The organism is Rhodococcus sp. WB9, assembly GCF_007558985.1.
Taxonomy (GTDB): domain Bacteria; phylum Actinomycetota; class Actinomycetes; order Mycobacteriales; family Mycobacteriaceae; genus Rhodococcus_F; species Rhodococcus_F opacus.
The window spans coordinates 369,870-390,000 of sequence record NZ_CP041769.1 but is presented as its reverse complement, the minus strand read 5'-3'; the positions used below and the strand labels follow the sequence as shown (position 1 = coordinate 390,000).

General features: G+C 68.4%; 21 protein-coding genes (1 of these 21 running past the window's edge). 10 read left to right on the top strand and 11 right to left on the bottom strand.

The window, feature by feature from the left end; genetic code table 11:
- On the top strand, positions 1-306 hold the 3' portion of the coding sequence (locus FND50_RS01915; protein ID WP_144284568.1) for a hemophore-related protein. It extends 75 nt beyond the left edge of the window; 306 of the gene's 381 nt are visible here — the last part of the coding sequence; its start codon lies beyond the left edge, outside the window; it ends in the stop codon at positions 304-306.
- Between the two features lie 6 nt (positions 307-312).
- Here the strand turns inward: FND50_RS01915 and FND50_RS01910 are convergent, their stop codons facing one another.
- The 8 genes from FND50_RS01910 to FND50_RS01875 form a co-directional block, all read right to left on the bottom strand.
- Positions 313-1,290 (bottom strand): 2-hydroxyacid dehydrogenase, encoded by a 978-nt coding sequence (locus FND50_RS01910; RefSeq protein WP_144284567.1) that lies wholly within the window; start codon positions 1,288-1,290, stop codon positions 313-315.
- A complete protein-coding gene (gene gudD, locus FND50_RS01905; protein WP_144284566.1) occupies positions 1,290-2,630 on the bottom strand; it encodes a glucarate dehydratase in 1,341 nt (446 codons plus the stop codon). The genes FND50_RS01910 and gudD overlap by 1 nt, the downstream gene beginning before the upstream one ends.
- A gap of 122 nt (positions 2,631-2,752) precedes the next feature.
- A complete protein-coding gene (locus FND50_RS01900) occupies positions 2,753-3,469 on the bottom strand; it encodes a sulfite exporter TauE/SafE family protein (RefSeq protein ID WP_005256537.1) in 717 nt (238 codons plus the stop codon).
- The gene (locus FND50_RS01895) at positions 3,466-4,476 is read right to left on the bottom strand and encodes an ABC transporter ATP-binding protein (RefSeq protein WP_144284565.1); all 1,011 of its coding nucleotides are present in this window, start codon (positions 4,474-4,476) and stop codon (positions 3,466-3,468) included. The genes FND50_RS01900 and FND50_RS01895 overlap by 4 nt, the downstream gene beginning before the upstream one ends.
- Positions 4,469-5,497 carry an ABC transporter ATP-binding protein gene (locus FND50_RS01890; RefSeq protein ID WP_144284564.1) on the bottom strand — a complete coding sequence of 343 codons (1,029 nt, stop codon included), beginning with the start codon at positions 5,495-5,497 and terminating at the stop codon, positions 4,469-4,471. Before FND50_RS01890 ends, FND50_RS01895 begins: the two co-directional genes overlap by 8 nt.
- Positions 5,494-6,522 (bottom strand): ABC transporter permease, encoded by a 1,029-nt coding sequence (locus FND50_RS01885; protein ID WP_144284563.1) that lies wholly within the window; start codon positions 6,520-6,522, stop codon positions 5,494-5,496. Before FND50_RS01885 ends, FND50_RS01890 begins: the two co-directional genes overlap by 4 nt.
- Positions 6,523-6,534: 12 nt before the next feature.
- Positions 6,535-7,461 carry an ABC transporter permease gene (locus FND50_RS01880; RefSeq protein WP_144284562.1) on the bottom strand — a complete coding sequence of 309 codons (927 nt, stop codon included), beginning with the start codon at positions 7,459-7,461 and terminating at the stop codon, positions 6,535-6,537.
- Between the two features lie 66 nt (positions 7,462-7,527).
- Positions 7,528-9,111 (bottom strand): ABC transporter substrate-binding protein, encoded by a 1,584-nt coding sequence (locus FND50_RS01875; RefSeq protein ID WP_144284561.1) that lies wholly within the window; start codon positions 9,109-9,111, stop codon positions 7,528-7,530.
- 353 nt (positions 9,112-9,464) lie between these two features.
- On the opposite strand from FND50_RS01875, the gene FND50_RS01870 reads away from it, so the two are divergent.
- The 5 genes from FND50_RS01870 (at position 9,465) to FND50_RS01850 (ending at position 13,405) form a co-directional block, all read left to right on the top strand.
- Complete coding sequence (locus FND50_RS01870) at positions 9,465-10,469, top strand: 2-hydroxyacid dehydrogenase (RefSeq protein WP_144284560.1); 1,005 nt, start codon at positions 9,465-9,467, stop codon at positions 10,467-10,469.
- Positions 10,466-10,861, top strand: a complete 396-nt coding sequence (locus tag FND50_RS01865) for a universal stress protein (protein ID WP_011596465.1) — start codon at positions 10,466-10,468, stop codon at positions 10,859-10,861. The genes FND50_RS01870 and FND50_RS01865 overlap by 4 nt, the downstream gene beginning before the upstream one ends.
- Before the next feature lie 73 nt (positions 10,862-10,934).
- Entirely contained in the window at positions 10,935-11,390 is a 456-nt protein-coding gene (locus FND50_RS01860; protein ID WP_144284559.1) for a hypothetical protein, read from the top strand.
- A 163-nt stretch (positions 11,391-11,553) separates the two neighbouring features.
- Positions 11,554-12,627, top strand: coding sequence for an alkene reductase (locus FND50_RS01855; protein WP_144284558.1), 1,074 nt, complete (start codon positions 11,554-11,556; stop codon positions 12,625-12,627).
- 388 nt (positions 12,628-13,015) lie between these two features.
- Positions 13,016-13,405 (top strand): hypothetical protein, encoded by a 390-nt coding sequence (locus tag FND50_RS01850; protein WP_007296175.1) that lies wholly within the window; start codon positions 13,016-13,018, stop codon positions 13,403-13,405.
- Between the two features lie 28 nt (positions 13,406-13,433).
- Here FND50_RS01850 and FND50_RS01845 read toward each other — a convergent pair whose 3' ends face one another.
- A complete protein-coding gene (locus FND50_RS01845) occupies positions 13,434-13,811 on the bottom strand; it encodes a hypothetical protein (RefSeq protein ID WP_005237773.1) in 378 nt (125 codons plus the stop codon).
- A gap of 33 nt (positions 13,812-13,844) precedes the next feature.
- Positions 13,845-14,441 carry a TetR/AcrR family transcriptional regulator gene (locus FND50_RS01840; protein WP_061701157.1) on the bottom strand — a complete coding sequence of 199 codons (597 nt, stop codon included), beginning with the start codon at positions 14,439-14,441 and terminating at the stop codon, positions 13,845-13,847.
- A gap of 127 nt (positions 14,442-14,568) precedes the next feature.
- On the opposite strand from FND50_RS01840, the gene FND50_RS01835 reads away from it, so the two are divergent.
- From FND50_RS01835 to FND50_RS01825, 3 genes are all read left to right on the top strand, one after another.
- Positions 14,569-16,074: an APC family permease gene (locus tag FND50_RS01835; protein ID WP_144284557.1), complete on the top strand. Its 1,506-nt coding sequence runs from the start codon at positions 14,569-14,571 to the stop codon at positions 16,072-16,074.
- Between the two features lie 4 nt (positions 16,075-16,078).
- Positions 16,079-16,978 (top strand): carbon-nitrogen hydrolase family protein, encoded by a 900-nt coding sequence (locus tag FND50_RS01830; protein ID WP_144284556.1) that lies wholly within the window; start codon positions 16,079-16,081, stop codon positions 16,976-16,978.
- 70 nt (positions 16,979-17,048) lie between these two features.
- Positions 17,049-18,095, top strand: coding sequence for a diguanylate cyclase (locus tag FND50_RS01825; protein WP_144284555.1), 1,047 nt, complete (start codon positions 17,049-17,051; stop codon positions 18,093-18,095).
- Positions 18,096-18,123: 28 nt separating this feature from the next.
- Here the strand turns inward: FND50_RS01825 and FND50_RS01820 are convergent, their stop codons facing one another.
- On the bottom strand, positions 18,124-19,080 hold the full coding sequence (locus tag FND50_RS01820) for a DMT family transporter (protein WP_144284554.1): 957 nt from the start codon (positions 19,078-19,080) through the stop codon (positions 18,124-18,126).
- Positions 19,081-19,154: 74 nt separating this feature from the next.
- Here FND50_RS01820 and FND50_RS01815 point away from each other — a divergent pair, with 74 nt between their 5' ends.
- Complete coding sequence (locus FND50_RS01815; RefSeq protein WP_144284553.1) at positions 19,155-20,057, top strand: LysR family transcriptional regulator; 903 nt, start codon at positions 19,155-19,157, stop codon at positions 20,055-20,057.
- Positions 20,058-20,131: the final 74 nt, after the last annotated feature.

The window sequence follows — 20,131 nt, the reverse complement described above, 5'->3', positions numbered from 1 at the left end:
GGCATCGCTTCTGCCGATCCGGTCGACTCCGACTCCGCCCGCCTCGTGAACTCCACCTGCAGCTTCGCGCAGATCGATGCGGCGATGCACGACGTGACTCCGCAGCTCGCCGCACGCCTCGACCAGGCACCCGAGCGCAAGGCCCAGCTGGTGGACTTCTTCTCGAAGTCGCCGGCCGACCGCCAGGCCGTCCTCGACGCGCACCCCCAGCTGAAGAGCCGACTGGACACCGTCCCGACCGAGGGACCGGCCGCCGAGTGGCGCGCGAAGGCGCTGACGATCGCCGAGACCTGCGGTAACTACTGACGCACGCTATGGGCGGACGGTGCGCAGGACCGTCTGCCCCGTGTCCAGCCTGCAAATGTTGTCGGTGATGTCGCCGACGCGACCGACGAACGTGTGGTCGGTGACGCCGGACGAGTGCGGGGTCATCAGAATGTTCGGCAGGTCGCGGAACGGCAGCGCGCTCGACGCGCCGTGACCGCCGGTATCGGGATAGGAGTACCAGACGTCGATAGCCGCGGCCGCGATCCGGTGCGACGCCAGCGCGTCGTACAGCGGTTGTTCCTGGACGAGGGGGCCGCGCCCGACGTTGATCAGGATGCCGTCGGGGCCGAGCGCGTCGAGTTCCGAGCCGCCGATCATGCCGCGGGTGTGATCGTTCAGCGGTGCGGACACCACCACCACGTCGGACTCCGTCAGGAGCCGGAGCAGCGACGTGTTGTCTCCCGCCCATGCGAGGCCTTCCGCGGCGGCGTCGAGATTTCCCCGGCCGGTCACCGCGCAGCCCTCGGAACCGAACGCGCGCAGCAGGTTCCACGAGTGCCGGCCGATGTGACCGAAACCGACGAATCCGACCCGTGCGCCCCGCATCGACCGGGACTGCGCGATCGCGTCGTCGTAGACCGATGTGGCCCAGACGTCGCCACGGAGGGCGCGATCGTGCCGGAGGAATCCGCGTCGCAGCATCAGCGCCGCCGACACGATGTACTCGGCGATCGAGTCCTCGTGGTGGAAGGTGTTGGCCACCAGGGTGTCTGTGGGAAGCGCGGCGAACGCCACGTTGTCGGTGCCCGCGCCGGCGACGTGCAGCAGGCGCAGCTTCGGCGCCGCGGCCGCCATCGCGGCGGTGAACCGGCCACCCACGTACACGTCGGCGTCGGCGAGGTCGGCGACGATCGCCGACTCGTCGAATGTCCGATGCCACGACACCGTCGCACCGAACGGCAGTCCCGACTCGAACAGCTCGCGATGCGGCAGCAGGTTCCGGTCGCCGACGACGACCTTCATCAGGCGCGCACCAACGCCGGGCGCTTGCTGTCGAACGTCCAGCCGGGCACCAGGAACTGCATCCCGATCGAGTCGTCGCGCGCGCCGAGCCCCTTCTGCCGGTACAGCTCGTGGGCGGCCTCGACACGGTCCATGTCGAGTTCGACACCGAGGCCGGGCGTCGACGGCACGGTGAGGTAGCCGTCTTCGATCTCGAACGGGTCCTTGGTGATCCGCTGACCGTCCTGCCAGATCCAGTGGGTGTCGATGGCGGTGATGTCGCCCGGAGCCGCGGCCGCGACGTGGGTGAACATCGCGAGCGACACATCGAAGTGGTTGTTGGAATGCGAACCCCACGTGAGGCCCCACGCATCGCAGAGTTGGGCGACGCGGACCGACCCGGCCATCGTCCAGAAGTGCGGGTCGGCGAGCGGGATGTCGACGGCGCCGGAGCGAATGGTGTGCCCCATCTCGCGCCAGTCGGTGGCGATCATGTTGGTGGCGGTCGGCAGTCCGGTGGCGCGTTTGAACTCGCTCATCACCTCGCGGCCGGAGAAGTTGCCCTCGGGGCCGACCGGGTCCTCCGCGTACGCGAGCACGTCCTTCAGTCCGCGGCAGATCTCGATGGCCTCCGACAGCAGCCACCCGCCGTTGGGGTCGAGAGTGACCCGCGCGTCGGGGAACCGCTCGGCCAGCGCCGTCACGGCCGCCGCCTCCTCGCGGGGCGCCAGGACGCCGCCCTTGAGCTTGAAGTCGGCGAAGCCGTACCGCGCCTGGGCCGCCTCCGCCAGTCGCACGACCGCGTCCGGTGTCAGCGCCTCCTCGTGCCGCAGGCGCAGCCAGTCGTCGGACTCCGCCGCACCCGACTGGTACTCGAGGTCGGTCTTGTTGCGGTCGCCGACGAAGAAGAGATAGCCGAGCGCCTGCACCTTCTCGCGCTGCTGGCCCTCGCCGAGCAGGGCCGCGACGGGAACACCGAGGTGCTGCCCGAGAACGTCGAGGAGTGCCGACTCGACGGCGGTGACAGCGTGGATCGCGACACGAAGGTCGAACGTCTGGTTGCCGCGGCCCGCCACGTCCCGGTCCGCGAACGTGCGCCGCAGATCGGCGAGAACGCCGTTGTACTCGCCGATGCTGCGCCCCGTCACGATCGCGCGGGCGTCTTCGAGGGTACGGCGGATCGGTTCACCGCCGGGCACCTCGCCGACACCGGTGTTGCCGTCGGAATCGGTGAGGATTACCAGGTTTCGGGTGAAGTACGGGGCATGCGCGCCGGACAGGTTCAAGAGCATGCTGTCGTGTCCCGCGATCGGGACCACACGCATGTCGGTGACGACCGGGGTGGTGCTCGTTGTACTCATCTTCCGAAAACCTTCCTTCACAGCGCAGCGCCGCCCGTGAGGCGCCTCACAACCAAAACTTTAAGTGGCCCGATCGATACATGTCCAAGACTTGTTGAGCATCGAACGATGCAGACACTGCATCAGAGAAGTTGCTGTCCGATCAGCATCAACGCACCCACACAGGAGACCGTGATCGACGCCCGGCGCAGGCGCGCCGCGTCCAGGTGGCGATTCACGAACCGCGAGGCCACGTAGCCGAGCACCGTCGCCGGGATCAGCAGCAGGAACATCACCGCCGACTCGCGGTGCACCGACCCCGTCGCGGCGAGAACGGCCACCGACAGTGTGGAACCGACCAGGAAGAACGCGCTCATGTTGCCGCGCAGCTGCGCACCCTTCGACCCCTGCATCACCAGTGCCATCGGCGGTCCGCCGATCGACGTGGCCGTGCCGAGCAGACCCGACGCGGCGCCGGCGACGGCGAGGTTCCGGCGTCGCGGCGGCGGTGCCCAGCCCAGCGTCGCGAAGACGACCCCGGCCAGCACCACGGCGGCGAGCAGCAGCGACAGCCCCCGTTCCGGCAGCACCACCAGCAGCAACGCGCCGGCGATCGTGCCCGGTACCCGGCCGGCCAGCGCCCACCCGGTGCCCGACAGATCGAGGGCGTCGCGTTCCCGCCACACGACCATCACCGTGACGACCGTCGCCGTCATGATCAGCGTCCCGGGCAGCAGGCCCGGATCGACGAGCGCGACGACGGGTGCGGCGAGCATCCCCATCCCGAATCCGATCGACGCCTGCATGCACGAGGCGAGAAAGACGGCGAACGCGATGATCGCGAACTCTGCCCCGCTCACCCGACCGCGACGGGGACGCCGAGTTCGGTCGGACGCCGGGGGTGGTGGCATTCGGCGACATGGCCGCTCTCCCGCTCGTCGACGGCGGTGGGCGGCACGGTGCTCGCGCAGATGTCGGTCGCGTGGCCGCAGCGGGTGCGGAACCGGCAGCCCGACGGCGGGTTCAGCGGCGACGGCACTTCACCGTCGAGGATGATCCGCTTGCCGCGGGAATCGGCGTCCAGCTTCGGCGCCGCCGACATCAGGGCCTCGGTGTACGGGTGGGCGGGACGGTCGAAGACGGCGTCCGTCGCACCCGCCTCCACGATCCGCCCGAGGTACATCACGGCGACGCGGTCGGCGACGTGCCGGACCACCGACAAGTCGTGCGAGATGAACACGTACGAGATGCCGAGTTGCTTCTGCAGGTCGTTCAGCAGGTTGAGCACCTGCGCCTGCACCGACAGGTCGAGCGCCGACACGGGTTCGTCGCAGATGACGACGCTCGGGTTCAACGCCAGGGCGCGGGCGATCCCGAGTCGCTGCCGCTGACCGCCGGAGAACTCCTGCGGGTACCGGTGCTCGTCGCTCGGCCGCAGACCCACCAGGTGCAGCAGTTCCCGCACCCGTGCCGCCCGGTCGCGGCTCGTCTTGTACATCGTCTTGTGGGTGCGCCACGGCTCGGCGATGATGTCGGCCGCCGACATCCGGGAATTCAGCGACGCGTACGGGTCCTGGAACACCATCTGCACGCGGCGGCGCAGCGCCAGCAGGTCCTTGCCCTTCAGCGAGAACGGATCGACGCCGTCCCACGTCACCGAACCGGAGTCCGGCCGCTCGAGCATCATCAGCGTGCGGGCGAGAGTGGACTTGCCACAACCCGATTCGCCGACGAGCCCGAGCGTTTCGCCGCGGGCGAGGTCGAGGTCGATGCCGTCGAGCGCGCGCAGCTGATTCTTGCCCGCCGCGTTGGCAGGCACCTTGAACGTCTTGGTGAGGCCTCGCACCTTCAGAATCGACTCAGACATGCGAGACCTCCTCGGGGAAATGGCACGCCGAGCGGCGACCAGGTGTGGCGACGTCGGCGAGCGGCGGGCGGGTGGTCCGGCACAGGTCGCGGGCCAGCGGGCAGCGCGCCTGGTAGACGCAGCCGGACGGAATGGAATGCAGGTCGGGCGGGGTGCCGCCGATGGATTTCAGGTCTTCGCCGCGGACCGCGTGCACGGGGACCGAATCGAGCAGGCCCTTGGTGTACGGGTGCTGCGGCGAGGAGAAGACCTCGGCGACCGGGCCCGTCTCGACGACGTTGCCCGCGTACATGATCGCGACGCGGTCGGCCTCCTCCGCGACCAAGGCGAGGTCGTGGGTGATGAGGATGACAGCCATGTCGTGCTCGGTGCGCAGGTCCCGCAGCAGCGACATGATCTGCGCCTGCACCGTGACGTCGAGTGCCGTCGTCGGCTCGTCGGCGAGCAGGACCGTCGGGCTCAGTGCGACGGCCATCGCGATCAGCAGGCGCTGCCGCATGCCGCCGGAGAACTGGTGCGGGTAGGAGTCGACGCGCGATTCGGGCTCGGGAATCCCGACCCGTTGCATCAGCGAGATCGCCTCCCGCCGCGCCTCTTTCGCGGACAGCCCGCGATGGATCCGGAACGGTTCGGCCAACTGCCTGCCGACCGTGTACACCGGGTTGAGCGCGGTCAGCGCATCCTGGAACACGATGGCCAATTCGGTGGCGGCGAGGGTGCGGCGTGTCTTGGCCTTCGCCGTCACCAGGTCGACGTCGCCGAGACGGACCGAACCGTCGGTGATGTCGGCGATCGGTTCGAGCAGGCCGACGAGCGCCTGCGCGGTCATCGACTTGCCGCACCCCGACTCACCGAGCAGCGCGAGGGTCTCGCCGCGCCGCGCGGTGAACGACACGTGGTCGACGGCCCGGACCGTGCCCGAGGGGGTACGCAGGTCGACGGTCAGATCCGCGACCTCGAGGGCGACGCGGTCGGTGTCTGCGACGTCGAGCGATTCGACAGCCGGTGCGGGTGCACTCATGAGACGACCTTTCGGGTGGGGAACAGCCGGGAGCGGCGTGACCGCGGGACGGTCAGACGCCAGCGCTGGGCGGGGTCGGTGGCGATCCGGGCCCACGCCGCGAGCACGGTCGCCGACACGGTGGTGATCACGATGGCGAGACCGGGGAAGAACGACAGCCACCACGCCGTCTGCAGGTACGTCCGGCCCTGGGACACCATCAGGCCCCAGCTGATGTCCGGCGGCTGGATGCCGATGCCCAGGAAGCTCAGCGACGACTCGGCGAGCATCACGTAGCAGAAGTCGAGGGTGGCGACGGTGAGCAGCGTCGGCAGCAGGATGGGGAACACGTGCCGGCGGATGACGGCCCCGCTGCGGGCGCCGAACGTGCGGGCGGCGTCCACGAACAACCGGCTCTGCAGTTCCGCCGACTCCGCGCGGGCGGTGCGGAGGTAGATCGGGATGCGGGTGATGGCCAGGACCAGGACGATGTTCGCGGCGCTGGGCGAGAACACGTAGAGGACGACGACGGCCATCAGCAGGGACGGGAAGCTCATGATGACGTCGGCGACGCGCATCGCCGTCGTCTCCCGCCAGCCGCGGTGGTAGCCCGCCCACATGCCGACGAGGGACCCGATGACGCAGGACAGCGCGACCGCGGGCAGCGCCACCAGGAGGGTGGTGCGGCACGCGACGATCAACCGGGCCAGCATGCTGCGTCCGAGCGGGTCGGTGCCGAGGATGTTCATCCACCCGTTCGCCACGTGGAACGGTGCGAGGTTGGACTGGTCGAGATTCTGATCCGTCGCGGCGTCGCCGACGAGCCACGGGCCGAAGACGGCGACGAGGAACACGAACACCAGGATCGCCGCCGCGACCGTGGCCATCCGGTCCCGCAGGAGCAGTCGCCACAACGGTGCCTTGCTCCGGGAGGGCTTCGGTGCCGGAACGGACTCCTCGACGGGGCCCGCGACGGCAGGCGTCTCGTCGGGGCCCGGGTAGAGGTCGCCGGCTCCGTCCAGGCGGGGTGCGTTGTCTATGGACATCTCGGCGGCCTCCTAGACCTTGGACTTCTCACGGACACGCGCGTCGAGAAGTGCGTAGCCCGCATCGATCAGGATGTTGAGGACGAAGATGCTGACCGCGGTCAGCAGCACCGCCGCCTGCAGGACCGCGAAATCGCGCTGCAGGATCGCGTCGATCATCAGCTTGCCGATGCCGGGCCATCCGAAGATCGCCTCGACGACGACGGCGCCGTTGACCAGTCCGACGGTGAGGTCGCCGGCCACCATCAGCGCCGGAGCCGCGGCGTTGCGGAGCGCGTGGTGGGTGACGACACGCAGGTCGCCTGCGCCCTTGCTCCGAGCAAGACGTACGTATGGTGCGGACAGCGCCGACACCATCGCGCCGCGGACCACCTGGGTGAGCACGCCGAGCGGCCGGATGAGCAGCGTGGCGATCGGCAGGATCCACGACAGCGCGCTTCCGGTACCCGACGTGGGCAGCACCCCCAGCACCACCGCGAAGATCCACACGCCGGTGATGGCGAACCAGAAGTCGGGGATGCTGGCCGCGGTCATCGACAGCAGGCTCGAGATCCGGTCGGCGAGCGAATTCGGCCGGTACGCCGCCCAGCAACCGATCACGATGGCGCCGATGATCGCGAGCAGCATCGTGAAGAACGCCAGCTGCAGCGTGGCCGGGAACGCCCGCAATGCCATGGTCGCGGCGGATTCACCGGTGCGCAGCGATTCGCCGAAGTCGAGGTGGACGACCCCGGACAGGTAGTCGACCATCTGGCTCAGCACCGGCTTGTCGAGGCCGTTCTCGGCCGCGAACTCGGCGCGCTGATCCGGTGTCGCGGAGACCGGGAGGTAGAGGTTGGTCGGGTCGCCGGTGAGGCGGGCGAGCAGGAACACACCGAAGAGGACGACGAGGAGGGGTACGAGGCTGGTGTAGACGCGTCGGCGCAGGAAGGCGAACATGACTCACCGCCTTCGGATCGGGTTCGGTTGGGACATCTCAGTTCCTCCGGGGGCTGGGAAGAGGGGTTAGCCGTTCGCGGATGTGTCCGCGTGGGTCATCTCGCTCAGGCGCATCTCGTCGCCGGTCGCGGAGTTGGGCGCGTACTGCACCGTCGGGGACTTGGCGAGCACCGCGTTCATGTGAGCGATGTACGCGAACTGCCGGATCTCCTTCGGTTCGTTGGCCAGTACCGAGGCGAACGCGTCCTGGCGGGCGTCGCCGACGAGTTGCTCGGCCGCGTCGATCTGCGCGTCGTATCCGGGCGAGCCGAAGTAGCTCTGGTATCCGTCGCTGCGCATGTACTGGTCGACGGTGAACTGCGCGTCACCCGCCTGGTTGCCGTGCTGGATCATCAGCAGAATCGGTCCGGTGCCCTGCGGGAACGGCCGGATCTGGTACTGCATCTGCCCGGCCGTGTCCATCATCTCGATCTTCACGTTCAGGCCGGCCTTGCTCAGCGAGTTCTGGATGACCTCGATGGTCTCGTTGATCTTGGGGAACTGGCCCGTGCGCCCGATCAGACGGATCTGGTTGTCGACGGGAACGCCGTCGGCCTTGGCCTCCGCCACCAGTTGCGCGGCGCGATCGGAGTCGTAGAGGGTCGGCTGAAGGTCGGGGTCGAACCCGACGATGCTGCTGCCGACGAGTTGCCCGGCCGGCTCGCCGAGACCCTGGAACAGCGCCTTGACGATCCCTGCCCGGTTGACGGAGAGGTCGATGGCCTCGCGGACGCGGTAGTCGTCGAGCGGCGGTTCGGTGGCCATCATGCGCAGCGCCGTCGTCTCGTTGTTGGGGTAGGCCACGCCGAGGTCGCCCGCGCCGTCCTCCGGACCGAGGTACGTGGCGAGTTCGGCCTCGTCGTTGGTGACCATCGCGGCCCGGACACTGCCCTCGGTCCGCCACTGGTAGATCGCCCGCGTGTACTCGGGCGCCGTGCCCCAGTACGTGTCGTTGCGGACCAGCGCGAGTCGCTGCCCGTGATCCCAGTAGTCGATCTCGTAGGGACCGGTGCCGATGGGATCGCGCACCTTGTCCTGGGCGTCGGTGGTGGACGGCACCATCTCCACGAACGAGATCCGGAGCGGAAGGATCGGGTCGGGGGTGGGGGTCTGCACCGTCACGGTCGACGGGTCGATCGCGTTCACCACGAGTTCGTCGTCGCCGAAGACGTACCCGTCGACGTCGCAGCCGATGGTCGAGTTGACGGTGCGATCGATCGAGAAGGCGGCGTCCTCGGCATCGAAGACGCTGCCGTCGCTGAACGTGACGCCCGGACGGATCCGGAACGTCCAGACCGTGTCCGACGTCTGCTCCCACGAGTCGGCGAGCTTCGGTTCGAGATCGCCGGTATCGGCGTTGCGTTCCACCAGCGGCTCGGTGATGTTGGAGCGGACGACGACTCCGGTAGAGGTGAGTGACGCGTCGCAGGGTTCGAGTGTGGGCGGCTCCTGCGGGAGCACGATCCGCAACGTGTCGGGGCTGGCGGCGTCGCTGTGGCTCGAATTGGCCACCGAGCAACCTGTGACCAGAGCCGGCACCGTCAGTGCGGCGGTGGCCACGACGACGGCGCGGTAACGGGTTCCCTGCTGCAACGAACGTGCAGGGCTCATGGTGTCCTCCGTAGGGATGTGTCGCGTACTCGACGCGAGTGAAGAGGGCCCGCCTGTGACGGTAGACACACGCTATGAGCGGCCCGGAGGAGCCGTCAACAGGGGGAGACGGCGCAAAACGGCTCGTGAGGGCCGTCACACGCCTGATTGATGGAGACTGCGATCACCCCGGCAGGCCGCTGACCGGCACATACAGGGGGTTACGGCATCTGCGCACGTCAACGCGCCGCCAACCAATGCCGTTTGAGTATCGATCCATGTTATTTACGTGTTGGACAGGTATTCCGAGCGCCGCTTAACGTACGGGTAACCGGTGACGCGGAGAGTCGCGTCACCACTCGCCAGGAGGCACGATGGTGACCGCAGAGACGTCCGTGAAAGAAGCTGCTGTACAGACTGTTTCGGGAGGACGCGTCCTGAAGGTCGGGACGCTGAAGCCGTCTCTCACCGCGACGCTCACCGAGAAGTACGACGCACTCGACCTCCCGCTCGGCGACGAGCGCACCAGCTTCCTCGCCGAGCACGGCGAGTCCGTCACCGCGGTCGTGACGTCCGGTCGCACCGGAGTCGACGCCGCGCTGATGACGGAACTGCCGAACCTCGGCGCCATCGTGCACTTCGGAGTCGGTTACGACACAACCGATGTCGTGCTCGCCGAGGAACTCGGCATCGGCGTGAGCAACACCCCCGACGTCCTCACCGACTGCGTCGCCGACACCGCCGTCGGATTGCTGATCGACACGCTCCGCGGCTTCTCCGCCGCCGACCGCTTCGTGCGTGACGGCCGCTGGCCCGCCGAGGGCAACTTCCCCCTCACCCGGCAGGTGAGCGGCACCCGGGTCGGCATCGTCGGGCTGGGACGCATCGGCTCCGCCATCGCCACACGCCTCACCGGCTTCGGCTGCACGATCTCCTACCACAATCGTCGCGAGGTTCCCGGCTCCCCGTTCGCGTACGTCGGCTCGGCCGCCGCACTCGCCGCCGGGGTCGACGTGCTGATCGTCGCCGCAGCGGGCGGCAAGGGCACCGAAAAGCTCGTGGACCGAGAGGTTCTCGAAGCCCTCGGACCCGACGGCTACCTGATCAACGTGGCACGCGGAAGCGTCGTCGACGAGGACGCGCTCGTCGAACTGCTCACCGAACACAAGCTCGCCGGTGCCGGACTGGACGTGTTCGCCCGGGAACCGCACGTTCCCGAAGCACTCCTCGCGCTCGACACCGTCGTTCTCCTCCCCCACGTCGCGAGCGGCACGACCGAGACCCGAGCCGCGATGGAGGCTCTCACCCTGCAGAACCTCGACGAATACCTCGCGCAGGGCACCCTCACCACCCCCGTACTCGAGCCGAGGTCACGATGAGCGTCATTCTCAGCTACGTCCCGACAGTCGAAGGTCGTGGCGCCCTGGCCTTCGGATTCGCCGAAGCCCGCATGCGCGCAACCGATCTCGTGGTGATCGCCGACGGCGACAGCGCCTCGAATCCCGGCTTCGGGGCCGAACTGCACTCCGCAAGGGAGGAAGCGGACGCAGCCGGCGTCGACTACCGCATCGCGCGGAACGAACCCGACCGCTCCCACGCCGACAACCTCATCGACGCGTCCTACGACTCCGCCGCCGAACTCCTCGTCCTCGGCATGCGACGACGCTCCCCCGTCGGCAAACTCCTCATGGGCTCCGTCGCCCAGCGCGTCCTCCTCGAGGCGCAGTGCCCGGTCGTCGGGGTCAAGCCTCCCGTCGCAGCAGAGGTTTGAGCCGCCCGGACGGCCTCGGAGCCCCGGCCCATCCATAACCCTCACGGCGCCGAATACCTGCCGTGGGACAGCCATGATCGATGGGCCTCAACGCGCCGACGGCGCGGAACTGGGCGGTCGCCTCCTGACCTTGGTCGGCGACCGCGACTTCCGGGCGCTCGCACCCGAGATCTCCCAGATCGCGTGCGACCACGGCAGCGACCGGTCGGCGTTCACCGCGGTCGTGTCGTGGATCGTCACCACCATCGCCGACCTCATCGCGGATCCGGCCTCGAGCGTCAACGATGCCGTCGACAGCTTCATCAGCGTCGTCCCCGTCGTGCACGACGCAACCGCGCTGAACGAGGAGTTGCCCGCGCCCGCCGAGTGGCTGTTCACCGCCGTCGTGAGACACCTGCGGAGCAGGCACCGGGCGGGATCCGATCCCCCGCCGCCCGTGCCTGCCGACACCGCACTCACGCGCATGCAGGCCCTCGTCGAAGCCTTGCTCTGGCTCGACGCCCTTCTCGAGTGCGACCACAGCCTGTAGGCGAACGCACTCCCCGGCCCGGGGGATCGGCGCCCTCACAGTGACGGCCGTCTCGAGTCGGAATACCCCGGCCCGTGTGCCCGTTCCCCCAGTGGATCCCGACACTGCGCGGCGGCACCGAGAACGGCGCCGCCGAACACGACCTACGGAAAGACCGATATTTGTGAATCTCTTCTCCCCCTTGACACTCGGCGAACTCGAACTGCCCAACCGGGTCGTGATGGCACCCCTGACCCGCGTCCGCTCCGGGCGTGACGGCGTGCCCGGACCGCTGGTGGTCGAGCACTACCGACAGCGGGCCTCTCTCGGTCTGATCGTCAGTGAAGGCACCTACCCCAGCCACGCCGGCCAGGGCTTCCCCGGCCAGCCCGGGCTGGTGACACCCGAGCAGGTTGCGGGTTGGAAGAACGTCGCCGACGCCGTGCATGCGGCCGGTGGACGGATCGTCGCGCAGGTCATGCACGCCGGCCGCGTCACCCACGAGGGAACCACCGGCGGTCACGAGGTCGTCGGTCCGAGCGCCGTCGCCATCGACGGCGAGACCCGCACCTACGAGGGGAAGGAGCCGTACCCGGTGCCCCGCGCGCTGGGTACCGAGGAACTCTCCGCCGTCATCGAGGAGTTCGTCCAGGCATCGCGGAAGGCGGTGGCAGCCGGGATGGACGGCGTCGAAATCCACGCCGCGAACGGCTACCTGCTGCACGAATTCCTCTCCCCGGCATCCAACCTGCGTGAGGACGCGTACGGCGGCACACCCGCGAACCGGGCACGCTTCGTCGTCGAGGTGTTCGAGGCCGTGGCAGACGCCATCGGCGCCGGCCGGGTGGGTATCCGCATCTCGCCCGAACACAACATCCAGGACGCCCTGGAACTGGACGCCGACGACGTTCAAGCCACCTACGGCGCGCTGGTCGATGCCATCGCTCCGCTGAAGCCCGCCTACCTGAGCATTCTGCACAAGGACCCGTCCGGGCCCCTGGCGCAGGACCTGCGGAGGCGCTTCGGCGGCCCGGTGCTGATCAACAGCGGTTTCGGGGCGATCACCACCCGCGACGAAGCGCTGGCAATCCTCGACGACGGCCACGGCGATGCCGTCGTCGTCGGGCGTCCCGCGATCGCCAATCCGGATCTCGTGCGGCGCTGGCAGGAAGACCTGCCGCTCAACACCCCGGACCCCCAGACCTTCTACTCGGAGGGTGCGAAGGGCTACACCGACTACCCGGTGTTGCAGCACTGAGCTGTCCCCAGGCCGACACGTTGTGGCCCATGACGCCAGGTCATGGGCCACAGTGCTATCCGACGGACGCCCCCGTGTCGCGTATCCGGGTCCGGCACCGTACGGTTAGTCGTAGTTGAGTACACAGCTACCGAGTTCACGGGCCGCCCCGGCGCGTCCGTGCTCCAATCGGGCGTACCAACTGTGCACGCTGTGCCAGGACGCCCACCTCGAAGGTGGCCGACAGTGAGAGCACCATTCCGCACGACGCTCTCGCAGTCGAAGCTCCCGACGAACAGCTTTACTTCTATCTTCTCGTGACCTGTCGGAGGAACTGCATTTTCGGACCACTGAACTCCGGGCCTGCTCTGCCGCGGCGACGCTCACAGAAGTTGAAAGGTGATCGTTCATGCCACTCACCGTGGAGCACACCACTCGTTACGCCGATGCCCTGATGACGCTGGCACTGGCCGCGCACCGCCCGGCCACCGTCGTCAACACCGGCACCGGATATGCCGTCCGGGTCGATTTCGAGCGCGGTATTCACCTGCTCGCCACCAACGCACCGGGGGATCTCAGTTCCGATCCGGACGCGCAGAACCCCTGGGTCGTGAGTTTCTTTCAGAAGCAGCCCGCCGCCGAGGACACCCGGCTCGTGACGGTGACCGGCGAATGGCTCGTCGACGCATTCGACCAGGCCCTCGCGATGATGCCGATTTCGGGGATCGCCGACGACCCGGATGCGCAGCCCACCGAACTGCGCCTCGTCGGCACGGATGTCCACGACCTCGCCAGGTAACACCGCCTGACGGGGCTACATCCGCTCGTCACCGCCCGGCAGCAGACCGTCTACCCCCACCGGGTAGGCGGTCTGCGAGTCTCCCCAGCCGCTCGACCGCGGGCAGCGCCTGCGCGATCTTCTCGGCGTCACGGGCAATGATCTCGGCGCTCTGGTCGATGCCCTTCGCGCTGACGGCGAGCCCCTCCGCGGTCTCCGCGATCTGCTTGGCCGCGTCGAGCAGTTCGGACAGGTCGTCGAGCGCGGGCCCCAGACGGTCGATCAGCACCCCGATCTGGCGTATTCGGAGCATCACCGTCGTGACGGCGTGTTCCCACTCGCGGATCTCGCTCGAGACGTTCTGCAGGATCTTGATGGGAGGCTCCTTGTCGGTGCTCGGCGGCCGGGCCTGGCGACGCGCATCCAACCTATCTGTTACTCCCAGTTTCCCGTACTCGGTCTAGCCGCTCAGATCATGGCCGGTGGCCGCGCGCGCGTAGGAGTGGAGGCTGGCGATCACCTCGGCGCGGCTGCGGCGTCCGGCCAGCACCTCCATCTGGTAACCGTCCTCCATGGCCACGAAGTTCGCTGCGAGCAGGCGCGGCGGGTCGGTGAGCGTGAAGTGCCCCTGCGTCTCACCGATGACGAGAATGCCGTAGTAGACGGCGATTTGACGCTCGGTCAGCGAACTGTCCAGGGCCGCCGCCTTGGCGTCACGCAGCGATCTCGGCCAGCACTCGAACAGCAGTCGGACCAGTTCGTCGTCCGGCCCGCTCGCGACGCCGTGGTCGATGCAGGCCCGGAGGCGGTCGCGCGCGTCGGGGAACTGGTCGGCGACGCGCTCGCGCTCCTGACTGAACCGCTCGATGGCCCGCTGATACGTCTCGTAGATCAACGCGTCCAGGTCGCCGTAGTAGAGCACAGCCGCAGGGGTGACCCCGGCCTGCTCCGCGATGTCACGCAGACGCAGGCCCTCCAGTCCACGCGCGAGCACCGCCCGCTGGACGGCCTCACCGAGTTCGGCCCGGCGGGCCCCCTGATCCTTCTTCCGCGCCACGCCCTCGTTCCGCCCTTCCCCGGTTTCTATATGGAGATTTAGACGATACCCGCCCAGCTATTGACAGGTAGATCACACTGTTCTTAAATTTCTATTTAAAGAATCCAGCCCGATCTCAGGAGTCACCGTGTCGATCAATCCCACCGACGCCGAGACGAGTCTCGACCCACCACCAGCACCCACCGGGAAGGGACTGCAGGGCGGCTCCGTGGGTCTGCTCGCCGCAGTCGCGCTCGGCCTGTCCTCGGTCGCGCCGGCCTACAGCATCGCGGTCACGCTCGGTTTCGTGACGATGGTCGTCGGAAACCTCGCCCCCGCCGCCCTGCTCCTCGGTTTCGTGCCGATCCTCCTGACCGCGTTCGCTTTTCGCGAGCTGAACCGGGAGATGCCGGACTGCGGCACCACGTTCGTCTGGACCACCCGCGCGTTCGGTCCACACACGGGATGGCTCTCCGGCGGCTGGGTGGTGCAGATCGCGACCCTCATCGCGATGACGGCACTCGCCCGAGTCGGAGCCGGGTACCTCCTGACCCTGCTCGGCCTGGATTCGCTGGCGTCCGACAACGTCGCGGTGATCGTCACCGCAGTCCTGATCGTCGCCGCGGTCACCACCATCGCCTACCGCGGGCTGCAACTCGCGGCCTCCGTGCAATACGTGCTGCTGGGGCTGCAACTGGTCGCCCTGTTCGGGTTCGGAGCGGCCGCGTTCGCCCGCACCGGCGCCTCCGCACCGAGCCTGTCCTGGCTCAATCCGTTCGCGTTCGGCGGCTTCGGTCCCTTCGCGGAGGCGGTGTTGCTGTGCCTGTTCATCTACTGGGGCTGGGACGCGCTGATCACCGTCAACGAGGAAACCCGTGACAGCGACCGCATCCCCGGTCAGGCCGCCGTAATCTCCACCCTCGTCCTGCTGGGCACCTACCTCTTCACCGGATTCGCCGCGATCAGCTTCGCCGGCATCGGCACCGACGGGCTGGGCCTGGGCAATCCCGACAACGCGGGAGACGTACTCGCCACGCTCGGGCCGCCGGTTCTCGGCGCGGGCCTGTCGAAGGTGGTCGAACTCGCCATCTGCGTGTCGGCGATCTCGGCGCTGCTCACCTGTGTCATCGGCAGCTCACGCGCCACCCTCTCCATGGGCGCCCACGGCGCACTGCCCCGCACCTTCACCCGAATCCACCCCACCTACCGCACCCCCGCGTTCGGCACCGTGTTCTTCGGGGCGACCGCCGCGGTCCTGCTCACCGCCCTCACGCTCGTCTCCGGCAACTTCCTCGGTGACGCGATCCTCTCGATCGGCCTGCTCATCGCGTTCTACTACGGCGTCACCGGTCTCGCCTGCGTCTGGTACTTCCGCCACCGCCTGAACAACTCCCCGCGCGACCTGTTCCTCCGGGGCATCCTGCCCGCACTGGGCGGGACGATCATGCTCGCCGCCTTCGCGCGCAGCGCCCACGACATGCTCGACCCGGGCTACGGGGCCACCTCGTTCCACGGCATCGGCGGGGTGTTCCTGCTCGGTGTCGGCTCGATCGCCGTCGGCGCCGTGGCGATGCTGCTCGTCCGCACCCGCTTCCGCCACTTCTTCCGAGACGGCCGCACCGCCGTCACCGAACTGACCGTCACAGAGGACTGAAACCATGCGCACACTGACCATCGCCGCCGTCCAGACCGCCCCGATCCCGTTCGATGTGGAGGCCACCTGGCAGCGGTTCGCCGACCAGGTCCGCGCCGTGCGCGACACCTTCCCACACGTCGAACTCGTCGTGGTCCCCGAACTCGTGCTGGCCGCGGAGGCACCCCTCCTGCAGGCCCGCGCCGACTGGATGGACCGGGTGGCACTGCCACTCGCCGGCCCCCACATCGACCGGATCTGCGCACTCGCCGAGGAAACCGGCTTGTGGCTGGTGCCGGGAAGCCTCTACGAGCGCGGCGACGACGACAAGATCTACAACACCGCCATCGCCGTGTCGCCCCTCGGCGAGGTCGTGGCCCGCTACCGCAAGGTCTTCCCCTGGCAGCCGTACGAGCAGACCGCGCCCGGCAGCGAGTTCGTCGTCTTCGACATTCCCGGTACCGGCCGGATCGGTCTGGCCATCTGCTACGACGGCTCTTTCCCGGAGACCGCACGCCAACTGGCCTGGCTCGGCGCGGAAGTGATCATCCAACCCACCCTCACCACCACCCGCGACCGCGAGATGGAACTCGTCTGCTCCCGCGCCAACGCGTGGACCAACCAGGTGTACATCGTCAACGTGAACGGCGCCGACCCGGCCGCAGTCGGTGCCAGCGTCGTCGTCGACCCCGAGGGCATCATCCGCCAGCAGGCAGGGTCGGGCGAAGAAGTGCTCGTCGACACCCTCGACCTCGACGCCGTGACCCGGGTCCGCACCTACGGCACGTTCGGCCTCAACCGTCCCTGGGACCAGATCGCCCGGTACGGCGAAGGGATCCGACTCCCGATGTACGGCGGCGCGGGCATCCACACGCCTCCGTGGCACGAACCCGCCGTGCCGATCGCGGCGTCCACGCCCAGCTGACTCGCGCCCTCCCGGAAGGGGCGGTCACGAGAGACCCCCCTGCCGGGACCGGTCCTGGATAATTGCGAGAGTGAGACCCCTCGCTGCTTCGTCCGTCGACACGGTCCTGCAGGACTATCAGCCGCGCATCCTGCGCCGCTACCTGTGGATCACGACTGCGCTGCACCTGGCGGGGTTCGTCCTCCCTCCCGTGGTCGGGTTGTCGATCCGGCCGGAGACCGTCGCCGCTCGCACGGCCGGCATTCTCCTGGGAGTGTTCGCACTCGTCGTGCTGTACCGGGGCGGGCGCAGACCGAGCCGACGGGCCTACCAGGTCTGCACGGCAGCGGCACTGCTCGCCACTCCGATCGTGATGTCCGGTCTCGTTCTCGCCGTCGCCCAACTGCTCTGCGCGATCGCGGCGATGTTCCTGGCGATGTATTTCGTCGTGTTCTACCCGAAACGGCAGTCGCGGCTCCTCGTCGGATGCCTCAGCGGGTTGATGGTGGTCGGAGTCGTCGTCGCACCCACCGCCTTCACGCTGGTGCCGGTCGAGGTGGACACGGTGACCGTGAAGGCCGCCGTTCTCGTCGTGGCCGTCACCTGCGTGGTCGGCGCCGCCGAGATGTTCGGATCCCTCACCCGGACTCTGATCGAATCGGCCAGCACCGACGGACTCACGGCCCTGCTCAACCGCGCCGGTTTCGAGCTCGCGTTCCGGCACGCCCTCGAAGGCGCGGGCACTGGAGAGGTCTCCGTGACGTTGGTCCTCATCGACGTCGACCAGTTCAAGTCCACCAACGATCACTACGGCCATGCCGCGGGCGACGCGGTTCTCGTCGACCTCGCGAACTACCTCGCCGAGCACATGCCCCGCGGCGCCCTTCTCGCCCGGGTCGGCGGCGACGAGTTCGTCACCTGCGTGGTCGGCGAGCACCACGCCGAGCTGCCCGGCGTGATGGCGCAACTCGCCCGCGAAAGCCCTACCCCGTTCAGCCTCGGCGCCGCGTCGTGCACCGGAGAGACCGACCCACTCACCGCGCTCTATCGAACCGCCGACCGCGAGCTGTACACGGCGAAGCAGCGACAGCACCCACCCGAACCGCCCGGCGACGAACCCACACTGCGGACGGGGTGAAACGCCCGGGCAGACGCCGCACTCCGAGTCATTCGGCGATTCGCGCGGTCACCGGACGACGGTCCGCCGGCTTCACGTGGGTGACCATCCACACCGCGGCGACGACGAGCGCGCAGCCGGCGAACTGCCCGATGCTGGGCCGCTCGTGCACGATCACGACGGAGAACAGCATCGCCAGGACCGGCTGGAGCAGCAGCAAGGTGGCGCCCACCTCGGCGGCGAGCCGCGGCAGGGCGAATCCGATGAGGACCCAGCCGAGTACCTGGCTGCTCAGTGACAGCGCAGCCAGCCATCCCAGCGCGGGCCATCCCGGCGTGAGGTCCACCGTTCCCCACAGTGATCCCACTGCGGTCCCGACGACGCCGGCGGCGATCGTCGACACGAAGACCTGCGACGACGCCCGGTGTGCGGATCCGGCGCGGCCGATGACGAAGATGTAGATCCCGTACGCCACGCCCGCCGCCAGCGACAGCAGAGTTCCGAGGAAAGGCTGGTCACCCTCGCCGCTGCCGCCGAGGATTCCACCGGCGAGAGCCACACCGGCGAACAGGAAGGGAACGGCCACGACGAACCGGACCGGCACCCGTGCACGGAAGAAGACCCACGCGAGCAGTGGCACGACGACGACTTGCACGTTGACGACGACGGTGGAGATGCCGGCGCCGATCAGGTGGATCGATCGCGCCCACAACGCGAAGTCGACGCCGAGCATCATCCCGCCGAGTACCTGGGCCGCGATCACCCTGCGCGGGATCCCGCCGTACCGCCGAAATTCTTGCAGCGCAAGAAGTCCGAGGATGGGCAGCGCCAGCACACACCGGAAGAACGTCGACGTGGCCGGCTCCACCCCGGACAATTTGATGAGACTGCCGGTCAGCGACGTCGCCACCGCACCCGCCAGCACCAGCAGTCGCGGATCCACGGACGCGACGCTGAACGAGGGGCTGACGAGGGCACGGGGACGCAAACGGAGGGCGGTAGTCACACCGAAAATTCTCCGAGGCTCTAACCATTACAACAAGTGAATAGTCGTGTCATGAAAGAAGTAGAGTTACTACCATGTTGAGTGTCGATCGCCTCCGCGCGTTGTGCGCTGTCGCCGAACACGGATCGATCGGTGCCGCAGCCCGCGCCCTGCACGTGACGCCGTCCGGGGTGTCGCAGCAACTCGGCAAGTTCGAACGGGAGGTCGGCGTCGAACTTCTGGTACCCGCGGGCCGCGGCGTTCAGCTCACCGATGCGGGGCGGCTCCTGGCCCGTCGCGGACAGGAAGTGATATCGCTTCTGGCGCAGGCCGAATCCGAGGTCGTCTCCCTCGACCGCGATGTGGTGGGAGACCTGCGAATCGGGTCCTTCTCCTCCGCAGGCAGGGTGGTCGTGCCGACTGCCGTGGCGACGCTGCGCAGGCGCCACCCGCAGCTCAGGGTCAGCTTTTTCGCCGGCGAGACCGAGGACCTCATACCCGCGATCGTGCGCCGGGAACTCGACCTCGCCGTCGTCGACAGCTGGGTCACGATGCCGCTGCACCTGCCCGAGGACGCAGTGCACACCCTGGTGCACCGGGACTCGGCCGACGTCGCACTGTCCCGGGAGCATCCGCTGGCGTCGCGCGACCACGTCGATCTCGACGAGATCGCGGACATGCCGTGGACGACGTGGAAGAAGGGCGCGGTGTACCACACCTGGCTGGTGCAGACGTTGCGTAACCGCGGCGTCGAACCGGATATCAGGTACGAGGTGCCCGAATTCGCGGCTCAACTCGAGTTCGTCGCGCACGGACTCGCCGCCGCTCTCGTGCCACGCCTGGCCCGCGTCTGGGTGCCGGACAACGTGGCGATCGTCCCGGTGCGTCCCACACTCGAGCGCGAGATCTACGCGCTCCGCCGCGCCGACAACGACCGGCCCACGGTCCGGGCCGGGATCGAGGCACTGACCGAAGCCTTCGCCGGCATCGATGCGTGACAGCTCCCCGTGGCCCGACCTGTCGCGAAGGATCTGACCCGGCAACACCGGCCGCGTGCGAACACCTGTCAGAA

What these genes read in the sequence shown, in the direction of transcription:
- FND50_RS01890 (WP_144284564.1), bottom strand. Translation starts at nt 5,497, where the DNA reads ATGAGTGCACCCGCACCGGCTGTCGAATCGCTCGACGTCGCAGACACC.
- FND50_RS01865 (WP_011596465.1), top strand. Translation starts at nt 10,466, where the DNA reads ATGAGCGTCATTCTCAGCTACGTCCCGACAGTCGAAGGTCGTGGCGCC.
- FND50_RS01880 (WP_144284562.1), bottom strand. Translation starts at nt 7,461, where the DNA reads ATGTTCGCCTTCCTGCGCCGACGCGTCTACACCAGCCTCGTACCCCTC.
- FND50_RS01860 (WP_144284559.1), top strand. Translation starts at nt 10,935, where the DNA reads ATGATCGATGGGCCTCAACGCGCCGACGGCGCGGAACTGGGCGGTCGC.
- FND50_RS01815 (WP_144284553.1), top strand. Translation starts at nt 19,155, where the DNA reads ATGTTGAGTGTCGATCGCCTCCGCGCGTTGTGCGCTGTCGCCGAACAC.
- FND50_RS01885 (WP_144284563.1), bottom strand. Translation starts at nt 6,522, where the DNA reads ATGTCCATAGACAACGCACCCCGCCTGGACGGAGCCGGCGACCTCTAC.
- FND50_RS01870 (WP_144284560.1), top strand. Translation starts at nt 9,465, where the DNA reads ATGGTGACCGCAGAGACGTCCGTGAAAGAAGCTGCTGTACAGACTGTT.
- FND50_RS01895 (WP_144284565.1), bottom strand. Translation starts at nt 4,476, where the DNA reads ATGTCTGAGTCGATTCTGAAGGTGCGAGGCCTCACCAAGACGTTCAAG.
- FND50_RS01875 (WP_144284561.1), bottom strand. Translation starts at nt 9,111, where the DNA reads ATGAGCCCTGCACGTTCGTTGCAGCAGGGAACCCGTTACCGCGCCGTC.
- FND50_RS01830 (WP_144284556.1), top strand. Translation starts at nt 16,079, where the DNA reads ATGCGCACACTGACCATCGCCGCCGTCCAGACCGCCCCGATCCCGTTC.
- FND50_RS01910 (WP_144284567.1), bottom strand. Translation starts at nt 1,290, where the DNA reads ATGAAGGTCGTCGTCGGCGACCGGAACCTGCTGCCGCATCGCGAGCTG.
- gudD (WP_144284566.1), bottom strand. Translation starts at nt 2,630, where the DNA reads ATGAGTACAACGAGCACCACCCCGGTCGTCACCGACATGCGTGTGGTC.
- FND50_RS01850 (WP_007296175.1), top strand. Translation starts at nt 13,016, where the DNA reads ATGCCACTCACCGTGGAGCACACCACTCGTTACGCCGATGCCCTGATG.